Source organism: Cryobacterium sp. TMS1-20-1 (genome assembly GCF_004402355.1).
In the GTDB taxonomy this organism is placed as follows: domain Bacteria; phylum Actinomycetota; class Actinomycetes; order Actinomycetales; family Microbacteriaceae; genus Cryobacterium; species Cryobacterium levicorallinum.
In genome coordinates this window covers 174,439-194,576 of the sequence record NZ_SOGF01000052.1, presented here as the reverse complement: position 1 = coordinate 194,576, position 20,138 = coordinate 174,439, and the positions used below count along the sequence as shown (strand labels likewise).

Below are 20,138 nucleotides of genomic sequence, written 5' to 3'. Positions count from 1 at the left end.
CAACGATAATGCGGTTCGCCCACCCCTTCAAGGGCCGGCGCGCCATAGTGTGGGAGCCATGATGGTTCACCGCTATTGGCGCATCGCGCTGGTTGCGCCCGTGATCGGGTTCCTCCTCGGTGCCGCCGTGGTGGGAGTGATGTCCTTGGGCAGTAACCCCCAGGCGCGAGCCGGCCAGACGATCGAAGGCGTCGTGCGGGCGATTCTGGGCTTCGGTGCCGTCGGCCTGGTCGTCAGCATCGCCGCGCTGGTCGGCGGCGTCGTTCTGGTTGGCTGCCTCGACCGGCACCTCGCAAAATCGTCGGGTGTGCGCACCGCCCTGGCCGCCCTCGGTGCGGCCGGTGGCGTGCTGGTTCTCGGAATCGTGTTCGCCACCGTGCAGGGAATAATCGGAGCGGGCTGGGCGTACCTCATCATCACCTTCACGGTGGTGCTCGCTACCGCGGCGGGGATCGCGGCAGCGTTTCTGGTGCACCGGGCCGAGCGACGAAGCGAGCGCACCCGGCCAGAGCGGGGGGAGCATCCGCTGCCCAGCGCCTGGGTCGATTTCTAGAATGCCGGTGCGACCCGTCGCCACGTAGGGTGGGCACATGATAGTTCGGCGCTACTGGCGCATCGCGGTGTTCGCACCGATCGTGGGGTTTCTGATCGCGGCCTGCGTCGCAGTCGTCATGACCGACGCCGGCAGCGGTGAAACCGAGTTTCGGTTCTGGTTTGTCGTGCGTTCCATGGCGAATTATGGCGTGATCGGCCTCGTTATCGGGGCGGTCGCTTTGCTGGGCGGTCTCATGGCGGTGGCGATTGCTGATCGAAAGCTCACTAAATCGCGGCGCCTGCGCACGACAGCGGCCGCATTGGGCGCGATGGGCGGTGTGGTGTTGCTGTCCCTGACGATCGCCGCAGTCTTGACGATGCTGGACGACGGACTGTATGCGGGCATCACCATCGCCTTCGGCCTGGCCTTCGGCGCGGCGGCAAGCGTGGTGGCGGCCGTGATGGTGCTCTACGCGGAACGTCACACCCGCTAAGCCGCAGCAAACCGCTTCTGCGAGCGCGCTTTGGCTTTCTCGGCCTCGATTTCCCGGTTTTTCGGCGGTGCGGAGCTCACCAGATCTTCGAGCAGGTGCCGAGAGATGCGCGCTATCTCGTGCACGGCGAGCTCAAAGGCTTCTTCGTTCGCCTTCGACGGATGCGTGCGCTGGGCCGAGTTCTGCGGCCGGCACATTCTGGTCGACGCGGGCGTGTTCGTGCCGCGTCGACCAGCCGAGTGCCCGGTCGAGCAGACCCTGGCGCTGTGTCCATCCGAGGCAGTCATCGTCGATTTCTGCTGCAGATGCGGCAGCGAACGGGTGGAGAGCTGATCGCGTTCCCCGGGCAGGTCGACGACCCTCTCTCGCTGCACGATGGTGGGCGTCGACGACAGCACAATGACGCGCTCGGCCAGGTACACGGCCTTGTCGATGTCGTGCGTGACGAACAGGGTCGTGATCTTCACGTCGCGCAGTGCTTCGAAGCTGGTGCCGCGACAGGCCAACAGCGGCGGCAAACTCAGGGCCGAGCGAAGCGTAGTTCTGGATGATCTCCCGAACAGCGTCTTCATGAGCGGATGCATACGCAAACGATTCCGCGAGCGCCGCCCGGAAACTCGTGACGAGGTGAGGGTTGGTCGGGGTGCAACAAACGCTGAGCTCCTCCGACGTGGTCGGGGAGGTTACTGAATCAGGTAGTGGCTGACAACGACGCATAGGTGTTCAAAATGAAAATTTATCGTCAATCTATGAAAAGTAACGACCAAAGCCAAACAATGTCAAGGTCTCTTCAGATGGCAATAATCACGTTACTTGAGCGAAACATCCGCTTCACAAGGTGATTATGCACTCATTGCGAGCACCGGACCGGCGTTCAACCGACAGTGATGTCTGAATTCTCTTGTCATCTAATGAAATAGGTGTTTTACTAAATGCAATTGTGAGCGGCATGGAAACACCAGGAGCTTGACATGAGCGCAGTACCCGGCAAACCAGACACGACCACGCGAACGGCCGAGCGTGCCCTCGCTCTGCTCAGCGTTGTCTGCGAGCAAGGCGCACTCACCCTCGGTGAAGCCGCGAAAGCGGTCGATCTCTCCGCCAGCACAGCACTTCGCCTCTTGCGCACCCTCGAGGCAGCCACCTTTATTCGCCGTGACGACGAGGGCTCCTACCGCCCAGGAGTGGCGATCGTGCAGCTCGGCGTTCTCGCCCTGAGTCAGGAATCACTCGTGGCGCTCTGTCGCGATCCGATGACGCGAATTGTCGAACAAACCGGAGAATCCGCGTATCTGAGCATCCCGGCCCCGGGACGACAGGGCCTCTACGTGGCCATTGTCGAGGGAACCCACTCCGTTCGGCACTCGAATTGGGTGGGCCGCAAGTTTCCCCTGGATTCGAGCGCCTCGGGGAAGGCCCTGCAGGGCGGCACCGGTGACACCGGCTACTGCGTCGTGAGTGACGGTGTGGAGCGTGACGTCACGGCAATAGCGGTACCGATCAGCGTCGGCGACCGCATCGTGGGCGCCCTCAGTGTGGTCGTTCCGAGCTACCGCATCACCACGTCAAGCATCGAACGTATCGGCCAGCTCTTGCTCGGCGAAGCGCGCCAGCTCTACGCCCGCTGATCACCCTGAAACATTCCCGCACCATCCACTGCCCCGCCGGAACAAGGGAACCCCACCTATGACTCACACCTCGTCGCACCCGACCACCCACACCGCACGCCCCGTTCGCGCCGCCCGCGGCACCGAACTGACCGCGAAGAGCTGGCAGACCGAGGGGCCGCTGCGCATGCTCATGAACAACCTCGACCCCGAGGTTGCCGAGCGCCCCGACGACCTCGTCGTCTACGGCGGAACCGGCAAGGCCGCGCGCAACTGGGAGTGCTACGACGCGATCGTGCGCACCCTCGAAACGCTGGAAAAGGACGAAACCCTGCTGGTGCAGTCGGGCAAGCCGGTCGGCGTGTTTCGCACCCACGAGTGGGCGCCACGGGTGCTCATCGCCAACTCCAACCTCGTCGGAGACTGGGCGACCTGGCCGGAGTTTCGTCGCCTCGAGCACCTCGGGCTCACCATGTACGGGCAGATGACCGCCGGATCGTGGATCTACATCGGTACCCAGGGCATCCTGCAGGGCACCTACGAGACCTTCGGCGCCGTGGCCACCAAGAAGTTCAACGGCACCCTGGCGGGCACGCTGACCCTCACCGGCGGGGCCGGCGGCATGGGCGGCGCGCAGCCGCTCGCCGTCACCATGAACGACGGCGTCGTGCTCATTGTCGACGTCGACCCGGCGCGGTTGCAGCGCCGCGTCGATCACGGTTACCTCGACGAAATGACCGCCGATCTCGACGACGCCATCGCCCGGGTGCTCGCGGCCAAGGCGCAACTCCGCGCTCTGTCGGTGGGTCTGGTCGGCAATGCCGCGACCGTGTTCGCCGAATTGCTCGCTCGCAAAGTGCCGATCGATATCGTGACCGACCAGACCAGCGCGCACGACCCGCTCTCCTACCTGCCCGAGGGCGTCACCGTCGAGGAATGGCACAGCTACGCGGCCGAAAACCCGGAGGAGTTCACCGTGCGCGCCCGCGCCGCCATGGCCAAGCAGGTCAAAGCGATGGTCGAATTTCAGGATGCCGGTGCCGAGGTCTTCGATTACGGCAACTCGATTCGGGCCGAGGCGAAGCTCGGCGGCTACGAGCGGGCGTTCGAGTTTCCGGGGTTCGTGCCCGCCTACATTCGCCCGCTGTTCGCCGAGGGCAAGGGCCCGTTCCGCTGGGTGGCGCTCTCCGGCGTACCCGGCCGACATCGCCGCCACCGATAAGGCCATTCTGGAGCTGTTTCCGAACGACGCCGGGCTGCACCGCTGGATCACCAAGGCCGAAGAAAAGGTGCAGTTCGAGGGCCTGCCGGCCCGCATCTGCTGGCTCGGCTATCAGGAACGCCACCTGGCCGGGCTCAAATTCAACGAGATGGTCGCCTCCGGCGAGCTGCGCGCCCCGATCGTGATCGGCCGCGACCACCTCGACTCCGGCTCAGTCGCCTCGCCCTACCGTGAGACCGAGGGTATGTTGGACGGCTCCGACGCGATCGCCGACTGGCCGCTGCTGAACGCGCTGCTGAACACCGCCTCCGGCGCGACCTGGGTCTCCATTCACCACGGCGGTGGGGTCGGAATCGGCCGCAGCATTCACGCCGGGCAGGTCATCGTCGCCGACGGCACCGCGCTGGCCGCGGAGAAGATCGCGCGTGTGCTCACCAACGACCCGGGGACCGGAGTGATGCGGCACGTCGACGCCGGCTACGAGCGGGCCGAGGAAGTGGCCCGCGACCGCGGCCTGCGCGTGCCCATGTGGGAGGACTGAGCATGCTTTCGGGGCTCGCCGAGATCGCCGATGTCGGCCGCGACCACCGGCGCGGCGGGTACTCCCGCCATCTCTGGCAGGCGGCCGACCTCGAGCTGCGCTCCTGGTTCGTCGAGCGCGCCGAACGGCTCGGGCTGCAGGTCGAAACAGACCGCAACGGCAACCTCTGGGCCTGGTGGGGTCAGCCGGGACCGGATGCGGTCGTCACCGGCAGCCACCTCGACTCCGTTCCCGGCGGCGGCGCCTACGACGGGCCGCTCGGCGTGGTCTCCTCGCTCGAGGCCATCGGCCGGATACAGGCGAGCGGGTTCGTGCCGACCCGGCCGTGCGCGGTGCTGATGTTCGCCGAGGAAGAGGGCTCCCGTTTCGGCATCGCCTGTCTCGGCTCCCGGCTGCTCACCGGCGCGATCGACGCCGATCAGGCCCGCGCCTTGACCGACCGTGACGGCGTCACGCTGGCCGAGGCCGCCCGGAAAGTTGGTGTCGACCCGGCGCACCTCGGCGTCGACCTCGTTGCACTAGAACGCATCGGACTGTTCATCGAGCTGCACGTCGAGCAGGGCCGCGGCCTGATCGACCTCGACCAGCCGGTGGCCGTGGCATCATCGATTCTGGCCCACGGTCGCTGGCGCCTCACCGTCACCGGCCAGGGTAATCATGCCGGCGCGACCACCATGATCGAGCGCCGCGACCCGATGGTTGCCACTGCCCAGGCCATCGTGGGTGTGCAGGCCGCCGCTCTGGGTCGCCCGGGAACCCGGGCGACGATAGGCCGCATCGAAGCGATCCCCGGCGGAACCAACGTCATCGCCAGTTCGGTGCACGCCTGGCTCGACGCCCGCGCCGAGACCGACGAAGAAACCCGCCTGCTCGTGGCCGACATTGCAGCCCGCGCCCAGCAGGCCGCCCAGCAGAACGGATGCTCCGTCACCCTCATCGAGGAATCCTGGGCCGGCGCCGTGCAGTTCACCCCCGGCTTGCGCGAGCGGTTCGCGCAAGCGCTCGGCCAGGTGCCGCAACTGTCAACCGGAGCCGGCCACGATGCCGGCGTGCTCGCCGCCCACGTGCCGAGTGCAATGCTGTTCGTGCGCAACCCGACCGGAATCTCCCACGCGCCGGAGGAATTCGCCGAAGCCGCGGACTGCGTGGCCGGCATCGACGCGCTCGAACTGCTGCTACGGGATCTGCTATGAGCAACTTCTGGTGCGAAACCCTGCTGATCGACGGGGTCGCCGTGACCGGGGTGAGGCTCGAGGTCGACGACCACGGTCGCATCTCTCGGGTTCAGATTCACGGGGCGGAGGCCGCGGACATCCGTTTGGGAACGGTGTTGCCGGGGTGCGGTAATGCGCACTCGCACGCGTTTCACCGGGCCTTGCGCGGTCAGACCCACGCGGAGGGTGGCGATTTTTGGATTTGGCGCGAGCGAATGTACCGGGTCGCCGCGCAGCTCGACCCCCTGAAGTACCAGGCGCTGGCGACGGCGGTGTTCGCCGAGATGCTCGTGAGCGGCTACACCGCCGTCGGTGAGTTTCACTACCTGCATCACCGCGCGAATGGCGAACCGTATGAGACGGAGCACGCCATGGAACTGGCGCTTGCGGCGGCGGCGCGGGCCGTCGGCATCCGTTTGGTGCTGCTCGACACGGTGTATCTGCAGGGCGGAATCGGGCAGGAGTTGGCACCCGAACAGCGGGCATTCGGCGACTTTGACGCTGCGGGCTGGCTGGCCCGATGGCACTCGCTGCGCGCAGCACTGGGGAACGACGACCTCGTGACGCTCGGCGCCGCGCTGCACTCGGTGCGTGCCGTCACGCCCGAGGCGATGCGTGAAGTGCTCGCCGGGTTGCCGGCGGATGTTCCGCTGCACGTGCACCTGTCGGAGCAGCCGCAGGAGAACGCGGATTGCCTCGCGGCGTATGGCCTGACCCCGACCGGTGTGCTCGATTCGCTCGGTGCCCTCGCACCGCGACTGAGTGTGGTGCACGCGACGCATCTGAGCGACGCGGACCGCGCGCTGCTCGGCGACGCCGGCGTGACCGTCGTAATGTGCCCGACCACCGAGGCCGATCTCGGCGACGGAATCGGTCCGGCGCTGGCCCTGGCCGAGGCGGGCTGTCCGATTGCCCTCGGCTCCGATCAGCACGCCGTCATCGACCCGTTTTTGGAGATGCGCGGATTGGAAATGGGCGAGCGGCTGGCCTCGCGACAGCGCGGACGCTTTGCCCCGACCGCCCTCCTCACCGCGGCCACGAGCGTCGGCTATGCCTCGCTCGGGCTCGGCCGTCTCACGATGCGCGAGGGCGACCCGTGCGATCTGGTCGAGATCAGCACCGCTGGCGTGCGCACGGTCGGATCGTCTGTCGAGCAGCTGCCGCTGACCGCGACCGCCTCCGATGTGCTGCGGGTCATCGTGGGCGGGCAGGTCGTGGCCGATGGCGGTCGGCTGGTCTGCGGCGCGCGGCCGTCGGAGCTGATGGCCGACGCGCTTGGAAGGCTCGGCGAATGAGCGGCACCGAGCTCATCACCGGAATCGGTGAACTGACCACGCACGATGAGTCCGGCGAGCGCCGGCACGACGCGGCACTCGTCATCGGCGACGGCCGCATCCTCTGGATCGGTGCGGCCAGCTCGGCCCCCGCTGCCGATCGTCGAACGGATGTCGATGGCCGCGCCGTTCTGCCCGGCTGGGTCGACTCCCACACCCACCTCGTATTCGGCGGCGACCGTTCGGCAGAGTTCGAAGCCCGCATGGCCGGCCAGAAGTATGCCGCCGGCGGCATCAACACGACCGTCGCCGCAACCCGCGCGGCGTCCGAGGAGCAGCTTGTAGCCACAGCGCGGGGCCTGCGCCACGAAGCCGAAACGCAGGGCACCACCTTTCTCGAGACCAAAACCGGGTATGGGCTCGACGTGGACAGTGAAGCGCGGTCGGCCCGGGCCGCCGCCCGTGTCGCCGACGTCGTCAGCTATCTCGGCGCCCACATCGTGCCGAATGGGCTGGATCGTCGCGACTACCTCGACCTCGTCACCGGGCCGATGCTCGCCGCGGTGCTTCCCTACGTGCAGTTCATCGACGCGTTCTGTGAGGTGGGCGCGTTCGACGTGGAGGAGACCCGTGAGGTGCTGCTGGCCGGCCGGGCCGCCGGCCTCGGGCTGCGCGTGCACGGCAACCAGCTCGGCTTCAGTGGCGGCGTGCGGCTGGCCGCTGAACTCGGCGCGCACAGCGTTGACCACTGCAACTACCTGGAGCCATCCGATATCGACGCGTTGGCGGCGTCGGCCACGGTCGCCACGCTGCTGCCGGCCTGCGATCTGTCCACCCGGCAACCGTTTGCGCCGGCCCGCCAGCTGCTCGACGCCGGTGTGACCATCGCCCTGGCGACCAATTGCAATCCAGGCACCTCGTACACCACGTCGATGCCGTTCTGCGTGGCGACCGCCGTGCTGCAGATGGGGCTGACCGTGACCGAGGCGGTCTGGGCGGCGACCCGTGGTGCAGCGGCGTCGCTCGGCCGCGATCAGGGAACGGATGCCGTCGGCTCGCTGTGGGTCGGCGGCCTGGCCGACCTGCAGGTTCTGAACGCCCCGTCGATCTCGCACCTGGCCTACCGCCCCGGCGTGCCGCTGACCGCAAGCGTCTGGAGACGGGGAGTGCGGGTGGACTGAACCGCGAAAGCGAGAAAATAGCTGCTTCAGCACACCCGAAGCAACCTTTTTCCCGCTCTGGCGAGACGCGGCAAACTACGCTGGGGGGATGACCTCTGGCCCGATCACCCCTCCCCTGGCAACCAAGAAGCCGCAACGCCGCGAGCACCACAACGACGTCTACGTCGACGATTACGAGTGGTTGCGCGACAAGGACAGCCGCGAGGTCATCGCCCACCTCGAGGCCGAGAACAGCTACACCGAGGCCCGCACCGCCACCCAGGAACCACTCCGGCAGCAGATTTTCACCGAGATCAAGAACCGCACCCAGGAGACCGACCTGAGCGTTCCGGTGCGTCGCGGCGACTTCTGGTACTACACCCGCACGGTCGAGGGCCAGGAATACGGCATCCACTGTCGCGCACCGATCAGCGGCCCGGATGACTGGGCGGCGCCCGTGCTCGGCACCAACCAGAGCGTGCCCGGCGAGCAGATCCTGCTCGACGACAACGTCGAAGCGGCCGGCCACGAGTTCTTCTCGCTCGGCAGCTTCGACCTCAGCGACGACGGCACCCAGCTCCTTTACGCCGTCGACGTGGAGGGCGACGAACGCTACACGATTCGGGTGCGCACCATCGCGACCGGCGAGAACCTGCCAGACACGATCGAAAACACGAGCGCCGGCGCCCTGTTCGACCCGAGCGGACGCTACCTCTTCTACACCACCGTCGACGACGCCTGGCGCCCGGACACCGTATGGCGGCACGAAATCGGTGCCGCTGAAGTCGCTGACGCCAGCATCTTTCACGAGCCCGACGAACGATTCTGGGTGGGCGTCGGCATCACCCGCAGCCGCAAATTCCTCATGATCGAGGCCGGATCCAGCGTCACGACCGAATCGTGGGTGCTCGACGCGAGCAACCCCACCGGCGACTTCGCCGTGGTCTGGCCGCGCCAGGACAACGTGGAATACGATGTCGAGCACGCCGTGATCGCCGCGGAAGACCGCCTGCTGATCGTGCACAACGGCGGCGCGGCCGTCAATTTCGAACTGGTCAGCGTCGCAGCCGCAGACCCGCAAGGCGAGAAGCGGATGCTGCTGCCGCACGACCCGCAGATCCGGCTGGAAAGCGTCGATGCCTTCGCCGACTTTCTCGTCGTCGAGTACCGCCGCGACGGCCTCACCCGCCTCGCCATCGACCGACACGACGCGAGCGGCCTGACCGAGCTCGACTTCGACGAACCGTTGTTTGCCGTCGGTTCAGCCGGCAACCCGGAGTGGACCCAGCCGACCCTGCGGTTCGGCTTCACGAGCTTCATCACCCCGTCAACGGTCTACGACCTCGTCGTCGCGACCGGCGAACGACGCCTGCTCAAGCAGCAGCCCGTGCTCGGCGGCTACGATCCGGCGCTCTATGAGCAGCGCCGCGAGTGGGCGACCGCCGAGGACGGTACCCGGGTGCCGATCTCGCTGGTCTACCGCCGCGACCTCGTCACGCCCGGAACCCCGGCGCCGACCCTGCTCTACGGCTACGGATCCTACGAGCACAGCATCGACCCCGGCTTCGGCATCGCCCGGCTCAGCCTGCTCGACCGCGGCATGATCTTCGCCATCGCGCACGTGCGCGGCGGCGGCGAACTCGGCCGCACCTGGTATGAAACCGGCAAAACCACGACCAAGCGCAATACCTTCACCGACTTCGTGAGCTGCGCCCGGCACCTCATCGACGCAGACTTCACCACCCCGGCCCGGCTGGTCGCCGAGGGCGGCAGCGCCGGCGGACTGCTCATGGGCGCCGTCGCCAACCTCGCGCCCGAGCTGTTCGCCGGCATCCTCGCCGAGGTGCCGTTCGTCGATGCGTTGACCTCGATTCTCGACCCGTCACTGCCGCTGACCGTGATCGAGTGGGACGAATGGGGTGACCCGTTGCACGACGCCGCGGTGTACGCCTACATGAAGTCCTACTCCCCCGTCGAGAACGTGCGGAACGTCGCCTACCCGGCGATTCTCGCCGTGACCAGCCTGAACGATACCCGGGTGCTCTATGTGGAGCCGGCCAAATGGGTGGCCAAGCTGCGCGAGGTGGGAGCGGATGCCCTGCTCAAGACCGAAATGTCGGCCGGCCACGGCGGAGTCTCCGGTCGGTACAGTGCCTGGCACGAACGCGCGTTCAACTACGCCTGGGTGCTCGACACCGCCGGCCTGAACGTGCCCGAGAGCTAGAAATGTCAGAGGGCACCCCAGCCTGGAAGCGGCTGGTGCTGCCGGGGGAACCGCCGACATCCGCTGGCCTGCGGATCGGTAATTTTGGGCAGCCGAGACCGCTGGCCACGGGACCGAAAGTGCCGATGGGGCTGCAGTTCGAGCTGCGCGAGCAGACTCCGCGCACCAACGACCGCTGGCGCGGGCCGACCGCTAAACCGGTGAAGGCGCTCGTGGCCGGGCACGGCGACTATCGGCTCGGCGTTCGCCCGGTCATCCACAATGCGCAGGGCAACTGGGTGCGCAGCAACGTCACCTGGAGCCACCTCACTTTTCAGCTCAACCGGTTCAACCTCGACCCCGAACACCACCGCTGGATCTCCCAGTTCGCCGCCCTATACAAGGCCGTGCGCGAGGTTTACACGAGCCAGGAAACCGACTGGATCTACCTCGACAACTTCACCAGCCCGCTGCTGTGGCCACTGCTGCGCGAGGCCGAGCAGCTCGGCATCGGCTTCGTCGGCAACAAAAAAGACGTCGTCGTACGCATCGGTTCGCTCGCCGAGATCAGTCTCGATGCCTCGCAAACGGATGCTGCCGGCCCGCTACTCCTGCAGTCCCGCCTGCAGATCGACGGCGTCGACCATCCGCTCGAGGCCGCCGGAGTCATCGCCGGCCACGGCATCTACAGCGTGCGGTTCGGCACGCCGACCGTGTTCACGCTCGCGCCGGCCGCCGGCCCGCTGAGCGGCGAGCAGCGTCACCTGGTCGGGCAGGTCGAGGCGGCGAGCGTTCCCGCCGAAGACAAGGCCGAGTTTCTCGGCTCCGTCTACCCGGCGCTGCAGCGCACGGTCGTGGTCACCAGCGTGGATTCCTCGGTGCGCTTTCCCGAGGCGCTGCCCGACGACTTTGAGCGCACCGAAACGCCCCACCTCGTGATCACGACGGTCGAGACCGACCAGCGCGACTGGTTCGACCTCGGCGTGATCGTCACGGTCGGCGCGATCACGGTGCCGTTCGGCCCGCTGTTCAAGGCCCTCGCCAAGGGGCAGACGCGGCTGAAGCTGGTCGACAACAGCTATCTCTCCCTGCAGCAACCCGAATTCGAGCGGCTGCACGAGCTCATCAGCGAGGGCCGCGCGCTGCGCGAATGGGAGACCGGCCTGCGCATCAGCCGCTATCAGGCCAGCCTGTGGAGCGATTTTGAAGATCTCGCCGATGAGACCGTTCCGGCCGTGTCGTGGCGAGCGGCCGCCGCCGGTCTGAAAGATCTGACCGGGATCGACCCGGTCGACCTCCCCGCTGGCGTGCACGCGACCCTCCGCCCCTACCAGCAGGAGGGGTTCGCCTGGCTCGCCTTCCTCTGGAAGCACCAGCTCGGCGGGGTGCTCGCCGACGACATGGGGCTCGGCAAGACCCTGCAGACCCTCGCGCTGCTGGTGCACGCGCGCGACTCGAGGCCGTTTCTGGTGGTGGCGCCGACATCCGTTGTCATGAACTGGCTGAACGAAGCCACCCGGTTCGCTCCCGGGCTGCGGATACGCACGGTGACGGCGACCGAGGCCAAAAGCCGCACGCAGCTAGCGGATGCCGCCGCCGACGTCGACGTGCTCGTCACCTCCTACGCTCTGTTCCGTCTCGACTTCGACGCCTACCAAGCCCTGAATTGGGCCGGCCTCGTCCTCGACGAGGCGCAGTTCGTGAAGAACCGCACCAGCCGCGCCTACGCCTGCGCAAAAGAGCTGAACACACCATTCAAACTGGCGATCACGGGCACTCCGCTGGAGAACAACCTGATGGACCTGTGGTCACTGTTCAGCATCGTCGCGCCCGGACTGTTCGCGTCCGCGCGCAAATTCACCGAGGACTACGTGCGACCGGTGACCCGTGGATCGAGCCCGGAGCGGCTCGCCAAGCTGCGCCGGCGCATCCGCCCGCTGATTTTGCGCCGCACCAAAGAGGTCGTCGCCCGCGATTTGCCGCCGAAACAGGAACAGGAACTGCAGATCGCGCTGAACTCGGCGCACCAGAAGCTCTACGACACGTTCCTGCAGCGCGAACGGCAGAAACTGTATGGGCTGATCGAGGACCTCGACAAAAACCGCTTCATTATTTTTCGCTCACTCACCCTGCTGCGACTGCTGAGCCTCGACGCCTCGCTGGTCGATAAGAAATATGCCGGCGTGCGCTCCAGCAAGCTCGACGCCCTGTTCGAGCAGCTCGATGACGTCATCGCCGAGGGGCACAAGGCCCTGATTTTCAGCCAGTTCACGTCGTTTCTGAAGCTCACCGCCGCCCGGCTGGACGCTCTGGGCGTTCCGTACTGCTACCTCGACGGGTCGACGCTACGGCGCAGCGAGGTGATCGACCGGTTCAAGAGCGGCGCGGCCCCGGTGTTTCTGATCAGCCTGAAAGCCGGCGGCTTCGGCCTCAACCTCACCGAAGCCGACTATGTTTTTCTGCTCGACCCCTGGTGGAATCCGGCGACCGAGGCGCAGGCCGTTGACCGCACCCACCGCATCGGCCAGACCCGCAACGTCATGGTCTACCGGATGGTCGCGACCGGCACGATCGAGGAGAAAGTGATGGCGCTCAAGGCCCAGAAGGCGCAGCTGTTCAGCGCGGTGCTCGACGACGACGCCCTGTTCAGCACCGCGCTGACCGCCGACGACATTCGCGGCCTGCTCGAGCCCTGACCGCCGCCCCTGGTCAGAGCGTCACCGCCACTTCCGTTCGCCGGCCCGGACGAAAGCCGGCGGGAGGGGCTAGACGTCGCTTGAGGCTGCCCACAGGTTGATGCCGTTGTCGACGGCGTGCACGTCGATCGCGGTCAGCTCCGCAGCGCTGAACTCGAGGTTCTGCAGAGCGCCCACGTTCGTTTCGAGCTGGGCGACCGACGATGCGCCGACGAGCGCGCTGGTCACTTCGGAGTTGCGCAGGACCCAGGCCAGGGCCATCTGGGCGAGCGACTGACCGCGCTCGACGGCGATCTCGGTCAACGCCCGGATGTGCACGAGCGCCTCGGTGCTCACCATGGACTTCTTGGCCGAACCCTCCCGCGCGACGCGGGAGTCCGAAGGGATTCCCCCGAGGTAGCGGTCGGTGAGCAGGCCCTGCGCCAGCGGCGAGAACGCAATACAACCGGCTCCGATGTCTTCAAGGGTATCGAGCAGATCGCCCTCAACCCACCGGTTGAACATAGAGTACGAGGGCTGGTGAATCAGCAACGGTGTGCCGAGGTCGGCCAAAATCGCCGCGGCCTGGCGGGTGCGCTCCGGCGAGTACGAGGAGATCCCGGCATACAGGGCGCGGCCACTCGTGACGGCGGTGTGCAGCGCGCCCATCGTCTCTTCGAGCGGGGTGTCTGGGTCGGCGCGGTGGGAGTAAAAGATGTCAACGTAGTCGACGCCCATGCGGCCGAGCGACTGGTCGAGGCTCGACAGCAGGTACTTGCGGCTGCCGAAGTTTCCGTAAGGGCCCGGCCACATGTCGTAGCCCGCCTTGGTCGAGAGCACGACCTCGTCCCGGTGGGCAGCGAAGTCTTCGCGGAACAACTGACCGAAGTTCGTTTCGGCTGAGCCGTACGGGGGGCCATAGTTGTTGGCGAGGTCGAAGTGGGTGATGCCGAGGTCGAAGGCCCGGCGCAAAATGGCCCGCTGCGTTGCGAGCGGCTTGTCATCGCCGAAATTCTGCCACAGTCCGAGGGAGATGGCGGGAAGTTTGAGGCCGCTGCGTCCGACGCGACGGTAGGGCATGGACTCATATCGAGAGTCATTGGGAAGATAAGTCATTCGATTATTCTTCCACTTTCAGGCCACGCCACGCCAGAGGCTTGTACGAAAGCTGGCCTGCGAATCAGTGCGCCGCTTCGGTGTCAGCCCAATCGGGGTTGATGTGTTCGCGCAGGTACTCGGCGAATCCCGCCGGGGCTCGGCCGACGCGTCGTCCCGAGGTCAGCACCGGAATCAACGCCGTGCGTGCCTCGGCGACCCCCAGTTCACGCAGGGCTGCCACGAGAAGCCTGTCTTCATCACAATCGACCGGCGCAAATTCGCCGGCGGCCAGGTATCGATCAGCCCGCACGCCCAGATTGGCGCCGTGAACGTGCGGATGCCCTTCACCGATCGTGTGCAGGGACTCCCAGTTCACCAGCTCGTGGGCGGCCAGGTCGTCGTCGGGATGCACCGTTCCGAGTACCAGATCGACACCGTTGCGGGCAAACGCCAACTGGGTGATCAGCCAGTTCGGCGGCACGGCCGAGTCCGCGTCGGTGCTGGCGATCCAGATTCGCTCGGCTTGGCCATCACCCACAGCGGATGCCGCCGCACCCGACGCCGAGACCGCTTCCAGCCGGTGCAGCGCGCGCTGCACACCGAACCGACGCGCCACGCCGACGGCGCCGGCCTCAATTTCAACTCGGTCGAAGTCGGGCCAGAGTGCGGCGACTCGGGCCGATAAATCGGTGCACTGGTCCAGGACCAGCAACACCGACACGGCTGGGCGGTCCGGCTGCGGCAGCACGTTGAGCGCGTCGATCGCCACGGCGAGTGCTGCCAGGGCGCGCGGCAGCAGGACCTCCTCGTTGCGCACCGGCACCACGATCGTGACGAATTCGGGGCTCGACGGACTTGTTTGTATGCTCACGGCACGAGGCCGTCGCGCTGCGCGACCGAGAGTGCGGGCCGGGGTTCATACACCTCGAGCACGAAGTCGCGCTCGAGGTGATGCACGGTGCGCTGCAGCCCGACCACGTGGGTGAGCTGCGTGTGCACAGCATCGCCAGTGAGGGGACACTCCGCTACCGGGTGTCGCCAATGGCAGGCCACCAGAACCCCGTCGGGGGCGAGGCTGGCCCGGCAGCGCTCGAGCAGTCGCCGCAGGTCGGCACTGGAACAGTAATATCCGACCTCGGACAGCACAATCAGGTCGAACTCCCCCTCCGGCCAGTCCGCCGGAACCGTTCGCCGCTCAAACCTCACGCCGGGCTGGCCGGCGAGTCGCGCTCGTGCAATGCTGAGCGGCTGTTCGATCAGATCGATGCCGAGCACGGTGTCACACCGTTCGGCCAGCTCGGCCGTGAGCACACCGTTCGAGCAGCCGAGTTCGAGGGCTCCGCCGAAGCGCTGCCGGGGCAGCGCCGCGATCAGGACGGCTCGTTTGCGCTTCTCGTACCAGCGGGTCTCGAACCCCCACGGATCCGGACCCGAGGAATAGATCGAGTCAAAGTACCCGGTCGTGAGCGTGTGATTCGGGTCGGCGGGTGCGGGGGCATCCGTTTGCGGGCGCGCTGGCGCACCTCCGGATTTTTTCACGGTCACCTCGATGAGGGTCTCGAAGGTGCGCATGAAATGTTCCTGAAAACCGGCCGGTAGGATCGCTTCGTCGCCGAACGAATCCGACAACGGGCCGACCTGACTACGATGCAGCTCCAGAGCGCGCGCCTTGGCCTTGCGCTCGGTCGGCAGCAGATCAAAGACGCGCACGGTGGAGTCCGACCAGATGGGGGCATCCGGGTTTGACCAGTGCCAGGCCCAAATCGGGTACTCGAACAGGCGGGCGCTGCGTTCTCGTGCGGCTCGGTCGGCGGCCGCGCTGGCTGCCGCATGATCCGGATGCCCATCGGCTCGCCACGGTGCCACCACCCAGGTCGACGCGTCCACGTCGCCGATCGCCTCGATGATCGCCCCGGCGGCCAGGTCGATGTGCTCGGCGAGTTTGCCGTCGGGGAGCTCGAGCAGGTGCACCTGCGCGTTCGGTGCCAGGTGTGCGAGAGCATCCGTCACTTCGATGCGGCGGATCTGGGCGAGTCGGGCCTGGTCGTGGGTCGGGGAGTTCGGGTGAGACGCCTCGCCGTTGCTGAGTATGATGACCACGATCGGCACGTCGAGCCCCGCAACGTGCGCGATCAATCCGCCAACGCCGAGGCTTTCGTCGTCCGGATGCGCCGCGACCACGACGAGACGGCCGAGCCCGTCCGTGCTCAGCGCGGCGAACCGGTCCGGCCAGTTCGCTGCCTGCCAGCTCTTCTCGGGTGTTCCGCCATCGACGTTGCTGAATGTCACCACGGTGCACTCCCCTTCGTTACGAGCATGCGTCCCAACGCAGCGTCATCGTGCTCGGCATGGTGCTGGCGTACATACAGCTGCAGATCGGCGACCCGCTGCGCGTGCCGATCGTTCAGGGCCAGCGGCGCCGGTCCGAGGGCATGCCCGATATGGAATATGACGTCTTCGGCCGCGCGGGCGACGATCCCGCGCACCCGGGCGGCCAGGAGGGAACCGGCCGGTCCGTCGGCCTCGCCGGCATCGATCGCGGCCGCGGCGGCGGCCAGTGCCGTCACCGCAGTACTCACTGCCACGTCGACAGCGCCGAGATGGGCGAGCGCAATCTGGTCGGGGGCGCGCCCCTGGGTCGAGTCGTAGAGGGTGCGTGCCAGGCCGACGGCACCGCCGCACCACACGGCGGCGACTCCGATACCGCCCCAGGCGAACCCAGGCCGGCGCAGGTACCAGCCCTCATCACCAACCGCATCGGCCCCAACACCGTCGAAATCGACCGGGCCGCTCTTCACCTGCGGCAGGCCGCGGGCGATCCACAGCTCGTCATGTACCGTAATGCCGGCCTGCCGCAGATCGACGGCGAACAAGCGTCTGCCGTGTTCGCCGACGTGGGCGGTGACCAGCGCGTGAGTCAGCAGTCCGGCGAGGGAACACCACGGCTTGGTGCCGTCGAGCCGCCAGCGGTCGCCCTCTCGCGTCGCTGTGAGCACGGTGCCGGCGGTCTCCGCGGCGAACACGCCCCAGGAGTGATCGGGCTGGGCGTCCTGGCCGGCCTGGGCGAGAATCGCCCGCGCATCGAGGTGCGCCTCGGCCACTCGTGCTGCCGTGAGGTCGGCCGACGCGAGCGTGCACAGTGTGTCGAACAGAACGGCCGTTTTTCCCTCCCCCGGGCGGGGAACGGATGCGAGACTGCTCGCCAGTGCAATCGCCCGCTGCGCGTCACCGTTGACCTCTAATGCAGCGGCACTGAGCGGGGCCGGTGGAAGCTGCGATTCAAGCCTCATTACTCCCCCTCGACCCACGCGGCCTCAACCGATGTGTTACGACGCCCGCGAGGCGGATTTCAGTGCTGCGCGCTTGCGCGGTTTACGGTTCTCCGCACTGACCATCCAGGAATACTGCTCGAGCTTCTCGATGAACGCGTGCAGAATATCCGCGCTCGTGGGGTCTTCCTCATCGACCTCATCGTGCACCTGGCGAATATTGTCGACGGTGGCATCGAGTCGTTCGGTGATGAGCGTCACCGCCTCCGCCGTGTCGACTTCGCCATCGGGAAACTTGGGCAGATGGGTGGTTTTGGCGACCGTCTCGCTGCGGCCATCGGGCATGGCGTCGAGGGCGCGCATCCGCTCGGCTACTTCGTCGGAGAATTCGCGCGCATCGAGAATGATCTCGTCGAGTTGCAGGTGCAGGTCGCGAAAGTTCTTTCCAACGACGTTCCAGTGCGCCTGTTTTCCCTGCACGTGCAGCTCGATCAGGTCGACCAGAACGGACTGCAGGTTATTACTGAGTGTTTCTGAGGCTTTCATGGTGTCCTCTCAATTGGGGGGAATTTGACTCGAGACTATATCACCGGAGGCGAATCTGGTCCAGAATTCCACCACCCCCATTGGGCGACCGCTGACCCGACCGACGTGTGGCCCCCCGGTTTTCGGGCGTGCTGATGGCCGCTCGCCCCTCAGTCGCCTCGCGGCGGGCGCGGCTTGCTGTACTTCTTGTGTGCGGTCTGCGGAGCGGTACCGAGAATTCGTGCAATGTCGGCCCAGGAGCATCCACCGTCGCGCATGGCGTTGACCGCCGCGGTCACCCGGAGGTTGACCTCCACCCGATCGCGCACCGCCCGTTCCAGTTCGCGTTCGAGAGCTCGGTACGGACGCGCAATGTGCGGCGCGACGTCTTCCGCGCGCGGAAAAACGGACGCGGATTCGTTGGGCTGGTCGTTATTGGCGGGCGCAACACTGGTCATTGAGAAACCTTTCCATTGATGCAATGTAGGCCTCGGGCGGTGCCGCGTCAACGGGTTTACACAGACACGGTGACGTATCCGGTTACAGGGCTGCTGGCATGCCTTCGAACGCGCGTGCGCCTGTGGCAGACTCGTCTGCATGACACACGACAAGCGCCCCGGCACGGTCGTTTCGGTCAGCCGCGACGACCTGCACCGGTTCAGCAAGCCGGCGGTGGCCAGCATCCGTTTGCTGGCTGGAATCGGAGTCGAGGGCGATTCCCACGCCGGAGTCACCGTGCAGCACCGCTACGCGAAGAAGCGCAACCCCTTGGCACCGAACCTCTGCCAGGTGCACTTCATGGCCGCCGAGCTGTTCGACGACCTCGTGCCGACCGGGTATACCGTGACGCCGGGCGAGCTCGGCGAGAACGTGACCACCGCCGGAATCGACCTGATGACCCTACCGCTCGGCACCCGGCTGCATCTCGGCGCCGACGCCGTGGTCTCGATCACCGGCATGCGCAGCCCGTGCTCGCTCATCAACGGCTACCAAAAAGGCCTGATGAAGCAACTCATCACAACGGATGCCGTCGGCACAGTGCACCGCCGCGGCGGCATCATGGGCGTCGTCGTCACGGGCGGGGTCGTGAAACCGGGCGACGGCATTCGGGTGGAGCTACCCGCCGGCGAACACGTGCCCCTCGGGGTCGTGTAGCAGAACCCATAGCCGGGCCATCCCGCGACCGGGCCCACGCCCGCATCCGCAGTCGCGGTCGGACCCACGCACGCATCCACCCCCGGGCCCACCTTAGGGAACGGGGCCCACGATAGAACATGGGCCCCGTTTCCGGGCCCGGGCCCGGTCAGAAAAGGGTCGGACTACTCGGCGTCGGCCGAGCTGTGGAACCACGGCGGGTAGACCGCGACCTTGGGCTTGAACGCGCTCGCCTTCAGGATGCCCCGAACCGTCTCGCGCACATTGTCGTTGCAGACGCCGATGAGCGTCACCAGCTCCATCGGGACAGAGTCGGGAACGAGCAGCTCGGCTTCGAGAATCATCGTGCCATCGGCTTCGGCGCGGAGCGTCTGCAGCATGCGCTCGGCCGTGGCCGGTGTGGCACCGAATCGGGTGAGCGATCCGGCCGCATCACCGTTGGTGACGGCGACCAGGCTGGGAACGAGGGGGGTCTCGTCGTCGGTGGTGGAAGCATCCGTTACAGCTGCGAGCCCGTCGTTGATCTTCTTCACGGTGCTCACGAGCATGACGAAGGCGAAGGCTTCGGAGCCGTGGGCGTCGAGGGCGAGGCGCGGGTCGGTGGACTCGGCACGAATGCTCTCCCACACGGTCGCATTCGGCGACAGGAAGAACGGCACGTACTCGGCGACACTCCGGTCAGTTCCCGCGACGAGGGCGTCGCGACGCGATTCGCGCGTGGCGGGCGCCGAGATGTCCACGGCGGGTCGGGTGGTGAGCGCAGCGTTGGCGAACAGGCATCCGTCGCGCAGAATGGCGGCGAGGTTGCTGATGTGGGTGAGGTGGTACACGCGCTGCTCGTCGACGTTGTCGGTCGAGACCTTCTCGGCGCGCACCGGGCGGGGAGCGCCGGCCACGCGAACCGGGCGAGGCGCGCGGGCGGGCGGTGTAGCCGCCGTGGGCAGCGGGTCGCGCAGGGACGACAGCTTGGGAGCGCGGGTCTTCTTCACCGGCACCAGGGGCTCAGTAACGACTTTGGGATAACACAGGGCGCACAATTTGCCCTCAAGTCCGTGGATGCATTCGTCGTCCAAGTGCCAAAACCTTTCTCTTCGCGTACTCGCGCCACCCGGAAAAGCCGAACGTGCATACCGCCTATTAACGTTACGTTCATTTGAGCCCGGGCGG

The 20,138-nt window shown here is 66.7% G+C and carries 16 protein-coding genes and 2 pseudogenes; 10 read left to right on the top strand and 8 right to left on the bottom strand.

The window, feature by feature from the left end; translation table 11 throughout:
* Nucleotides 1-58 precede the first annotated feature (58 nt).
* Both E3O45_RS12200 and E3O45_RS12195 read left to right on the top strand, forming a co-directional pair.
* The gene (locus E3O45_RS12200; RefSeq protein WP_134443635.1) at nt 59-553 is read left to right on the top strand and encodes a hypothetical protein; all 495 of its coding nucleotides are present in this window, start codon (nt 59-61) and stop codon (nt 551-553) included.
* Nucleotides 554-590: 37 nt separating this feature from the next.
* Nucleotides 591-1,028 (top strand): hypothetical protein, encoded by a 438-nt coding sequence (locus E3O45_RS12195; RefSeq protein WP_134443634.1) that lies wholly within the window; start codon nt 591-593, stop codon nt 1,026-1,028.
* Here E3O45_RS12195 and E3O45_RS12190 read toward each other — a convergent pair.
* Nucleotides 1,025-1,195: pseudogene (locus tag E3O45_RS12190) on the bottom strand (DUF2277 domain-containing protein); the annotation flags it as partial. The gene E3O45_RS12195 and the pseudogene E3O45_RS12190 sit on opposite strands and share 4 nt — an antisense overlap.
* 804 nt (nt 1,196-1,999) lie before the next feature.
* On the opposite strand from E3O45_RS12190, the gene E3O45_RS12180 reads away from it, so the two are divergent.
* The 7 genes and pseudogenes from E3O45_RS12180 (at nt 2,000) to E3O45_RS12150 (ending at nt 12,945) form a co-directional block, all read left to right on the top strand.
* Entirely contained in the window at nt 2,000-2,656 is a 657-nt protein-coding gene (locus E3O45_RS12180) for an IclR family transcriptional regulator (RefSeq protein WP_134443633.1), read from the top strand.
* Between the two features lie 58 nt (nt 2,657-2,714).
* Nucleotides 2,715-4,398: pseudogene (gene hutU, locus E3O45_RS12175) on the top strand (urocanate hydratase).
* Nucleotides 4,399-4,400: 2 nt separating this feature from the next.
* Complete coding sequence (locus E3O45_RS12170) at nt 4,401-5,591, top strand: allantoate amidohydrolase (protein ID WP_134443632.1); 1,191 nt, start codon at nt 4,401-4,403, stop codon at nt 5,589-5,591.
* On the top strand, nt 5,588-6,907 hold the full coding sequence (locus E3O45_RS12165) for a formimidoylglutamate deiminase (RefSeq protein WP_134443631.1): 1,320 nt from the start codon (nt 5,588-5,590) through the stop codon (nt 6,905-6,907). The genes E3O45_RS12170 and E3O45_RS12165 overlap by 4 nt, the downstream gene beginning before the upstream one ends.
* The gene (hutI, locus tag E3O45_RS12160; RefSeq protein ID WP_134443630.1) at nt 6,904-8,067 is read left to right on the top strand and encodes an imidazolonepropionase; all 1,164 of its coding nucleotides are present in this window, start codon (nt 6,904-6,906) and stop codon (nt 8,065-8,067) included. The genes E3O45_RS12165 and hutI overlap by 4 nt, the downstream gene beginning before the upstream one ends.
* 88 nt (nt 8,068-8,155) lie before the next feature.
* Nucleotides 8,156-10,270, top strand: a complete 2,115-nt coding sequence (locus tag E3O45_RS12155; RefSeq protein WP_134443629.1) for a S9 family peptidase — start codon at nt 8,156-8,158, stop codon at nt 10,268-10,270.
* A 2-nt stretch (nt 10,271-10,272) separates the two neighbouring features.
* Nucleotides 10,273-12,945 carry a DEAD/DEAH box helicase gene (locus E3O45_RS12150; RefSeq protein ID WP_134443628.1) on the top strand — a complete coding sequence of 891 codons (2,673 nt, stop codon included), beginning with the start codon at nt 10,273-10,275 and terminating at the stop codon, nt 12,943-12,945.
* A 69-nt stretch (nt 12,946-13,014) separates the two neighbouring features.
* On the opposite strand, the gene mgrA is transcribed toward E3O45_RS12150, so the two are convergent.
* The 6 genes from mgrA to E3O45_RS12120 form a co-directional block, all read right to left on the bottom strand.
* Nucleotides 13,015-14,040: an L-glyceraldehyde 3-phosphate reductase gene (gene mgrA / locus E3O45_RS12145; RefSeq protein ID WP_134443627.1), complete on the bottom strand. Its 1,026-nt coding sequence runs from the start codon at nt 14,038-14,040 to the stop codon at nt 13,015-13,017.
* 64 nt (nt 14,041-14,104) lie between these two features.
* A complete protein-coding gene (locus E3O45_RS12140; RefSeq protein WP_134443626.1) occupies nt 14,105-14,893 on the bottom strand; it encodes a glycosyltransferase family 2 protein in 789 nt (262 codons plus the stop codon).
* Entirely contained in the window at nt 14,890-16,314 is a 1,425-nt protein-coding gene (locus tag E3O45_RS12135) for a PIG-L family deacetylase (protein WP_134443625.1), read from the bottom strand. The genes E3O45_RS12140 and E3O45_RS12135 overlap by 4 nt, the downstream gene beginning before the upstream one ends.
* Nucleotides 16,308-17,312: an acyl-CoA dehydrogenase family protein gene (locus tag E3O45_RS12130; RefSeq protein ID WP_134443624.1), complete on the bottom strand. Its 1,005-nt coding sequence runs from the start codon at nt 17,310-17,312 to the stop codon at nt 16,308-16,310. The genes E3O45_RS12135 and E3O45_RS12130 overlap by 7 nt, the downstream gene beginning before the upstream one ends.
* Before the next feature lie 36 nt (nt 17,313-17,348).
* On the bottom strand, nt 17,349-17,837 hold the full coding sequence (locus tag E3O45_RS12125; RefSeq protein WP_134443623.1) for a Dps family protein: 489 nt from the start codon (nt 17,835-17,837) through the stop codon (nt 17,349-17,351).
* 149 nt (nt 17,838-17,986) lie between these two features.
* Nucleotides 17,987-18,274, bottom strand: coding sequence for a hypothetical protein (locus tag E3O45_RS12120; protein WP_092448804.1), 288 nt, complete (start codon nt 18,272-18,274; stop codon nt 17,987-17,989).
* Between the two features lie 139 nt (nt 18,275-18,413).
* Between E3O45_RS12120 and E3O45_RS12115 the strand changes: the two genes are divergently transcribed.
* The gene (locus tag E3O45_RS12115) at nt 18,414-18,971 is read left to right on the top strand and encodes an MOSC domain-containing protein (protein WP_134443622.1); all 558 of its coding nucleotides are present in this window, start codon (nt 18,414-18,416) and stop codon (nt 18,969-18,971) included.
* A 164-nt stretch (nt 18,972-19,135) separates the two neighbouring features.
* On the opposite strand, the gene E3O45_RS12110 is transcribed toward E3O45_RS12115, so the two are convergent.
* Entirely contained in the window at nt 19,136-19,960 is an 825-nt protein-coding gene (locus E3O45_RS12110) for a DarT ssDNA thymidine ADP-ribosyltransferase family protein (RefSeq protein WP_166789487.1), read from the bottom strand.
* Nucleotides 19,961-20,138: the final 178 nt, after the last annotated feature.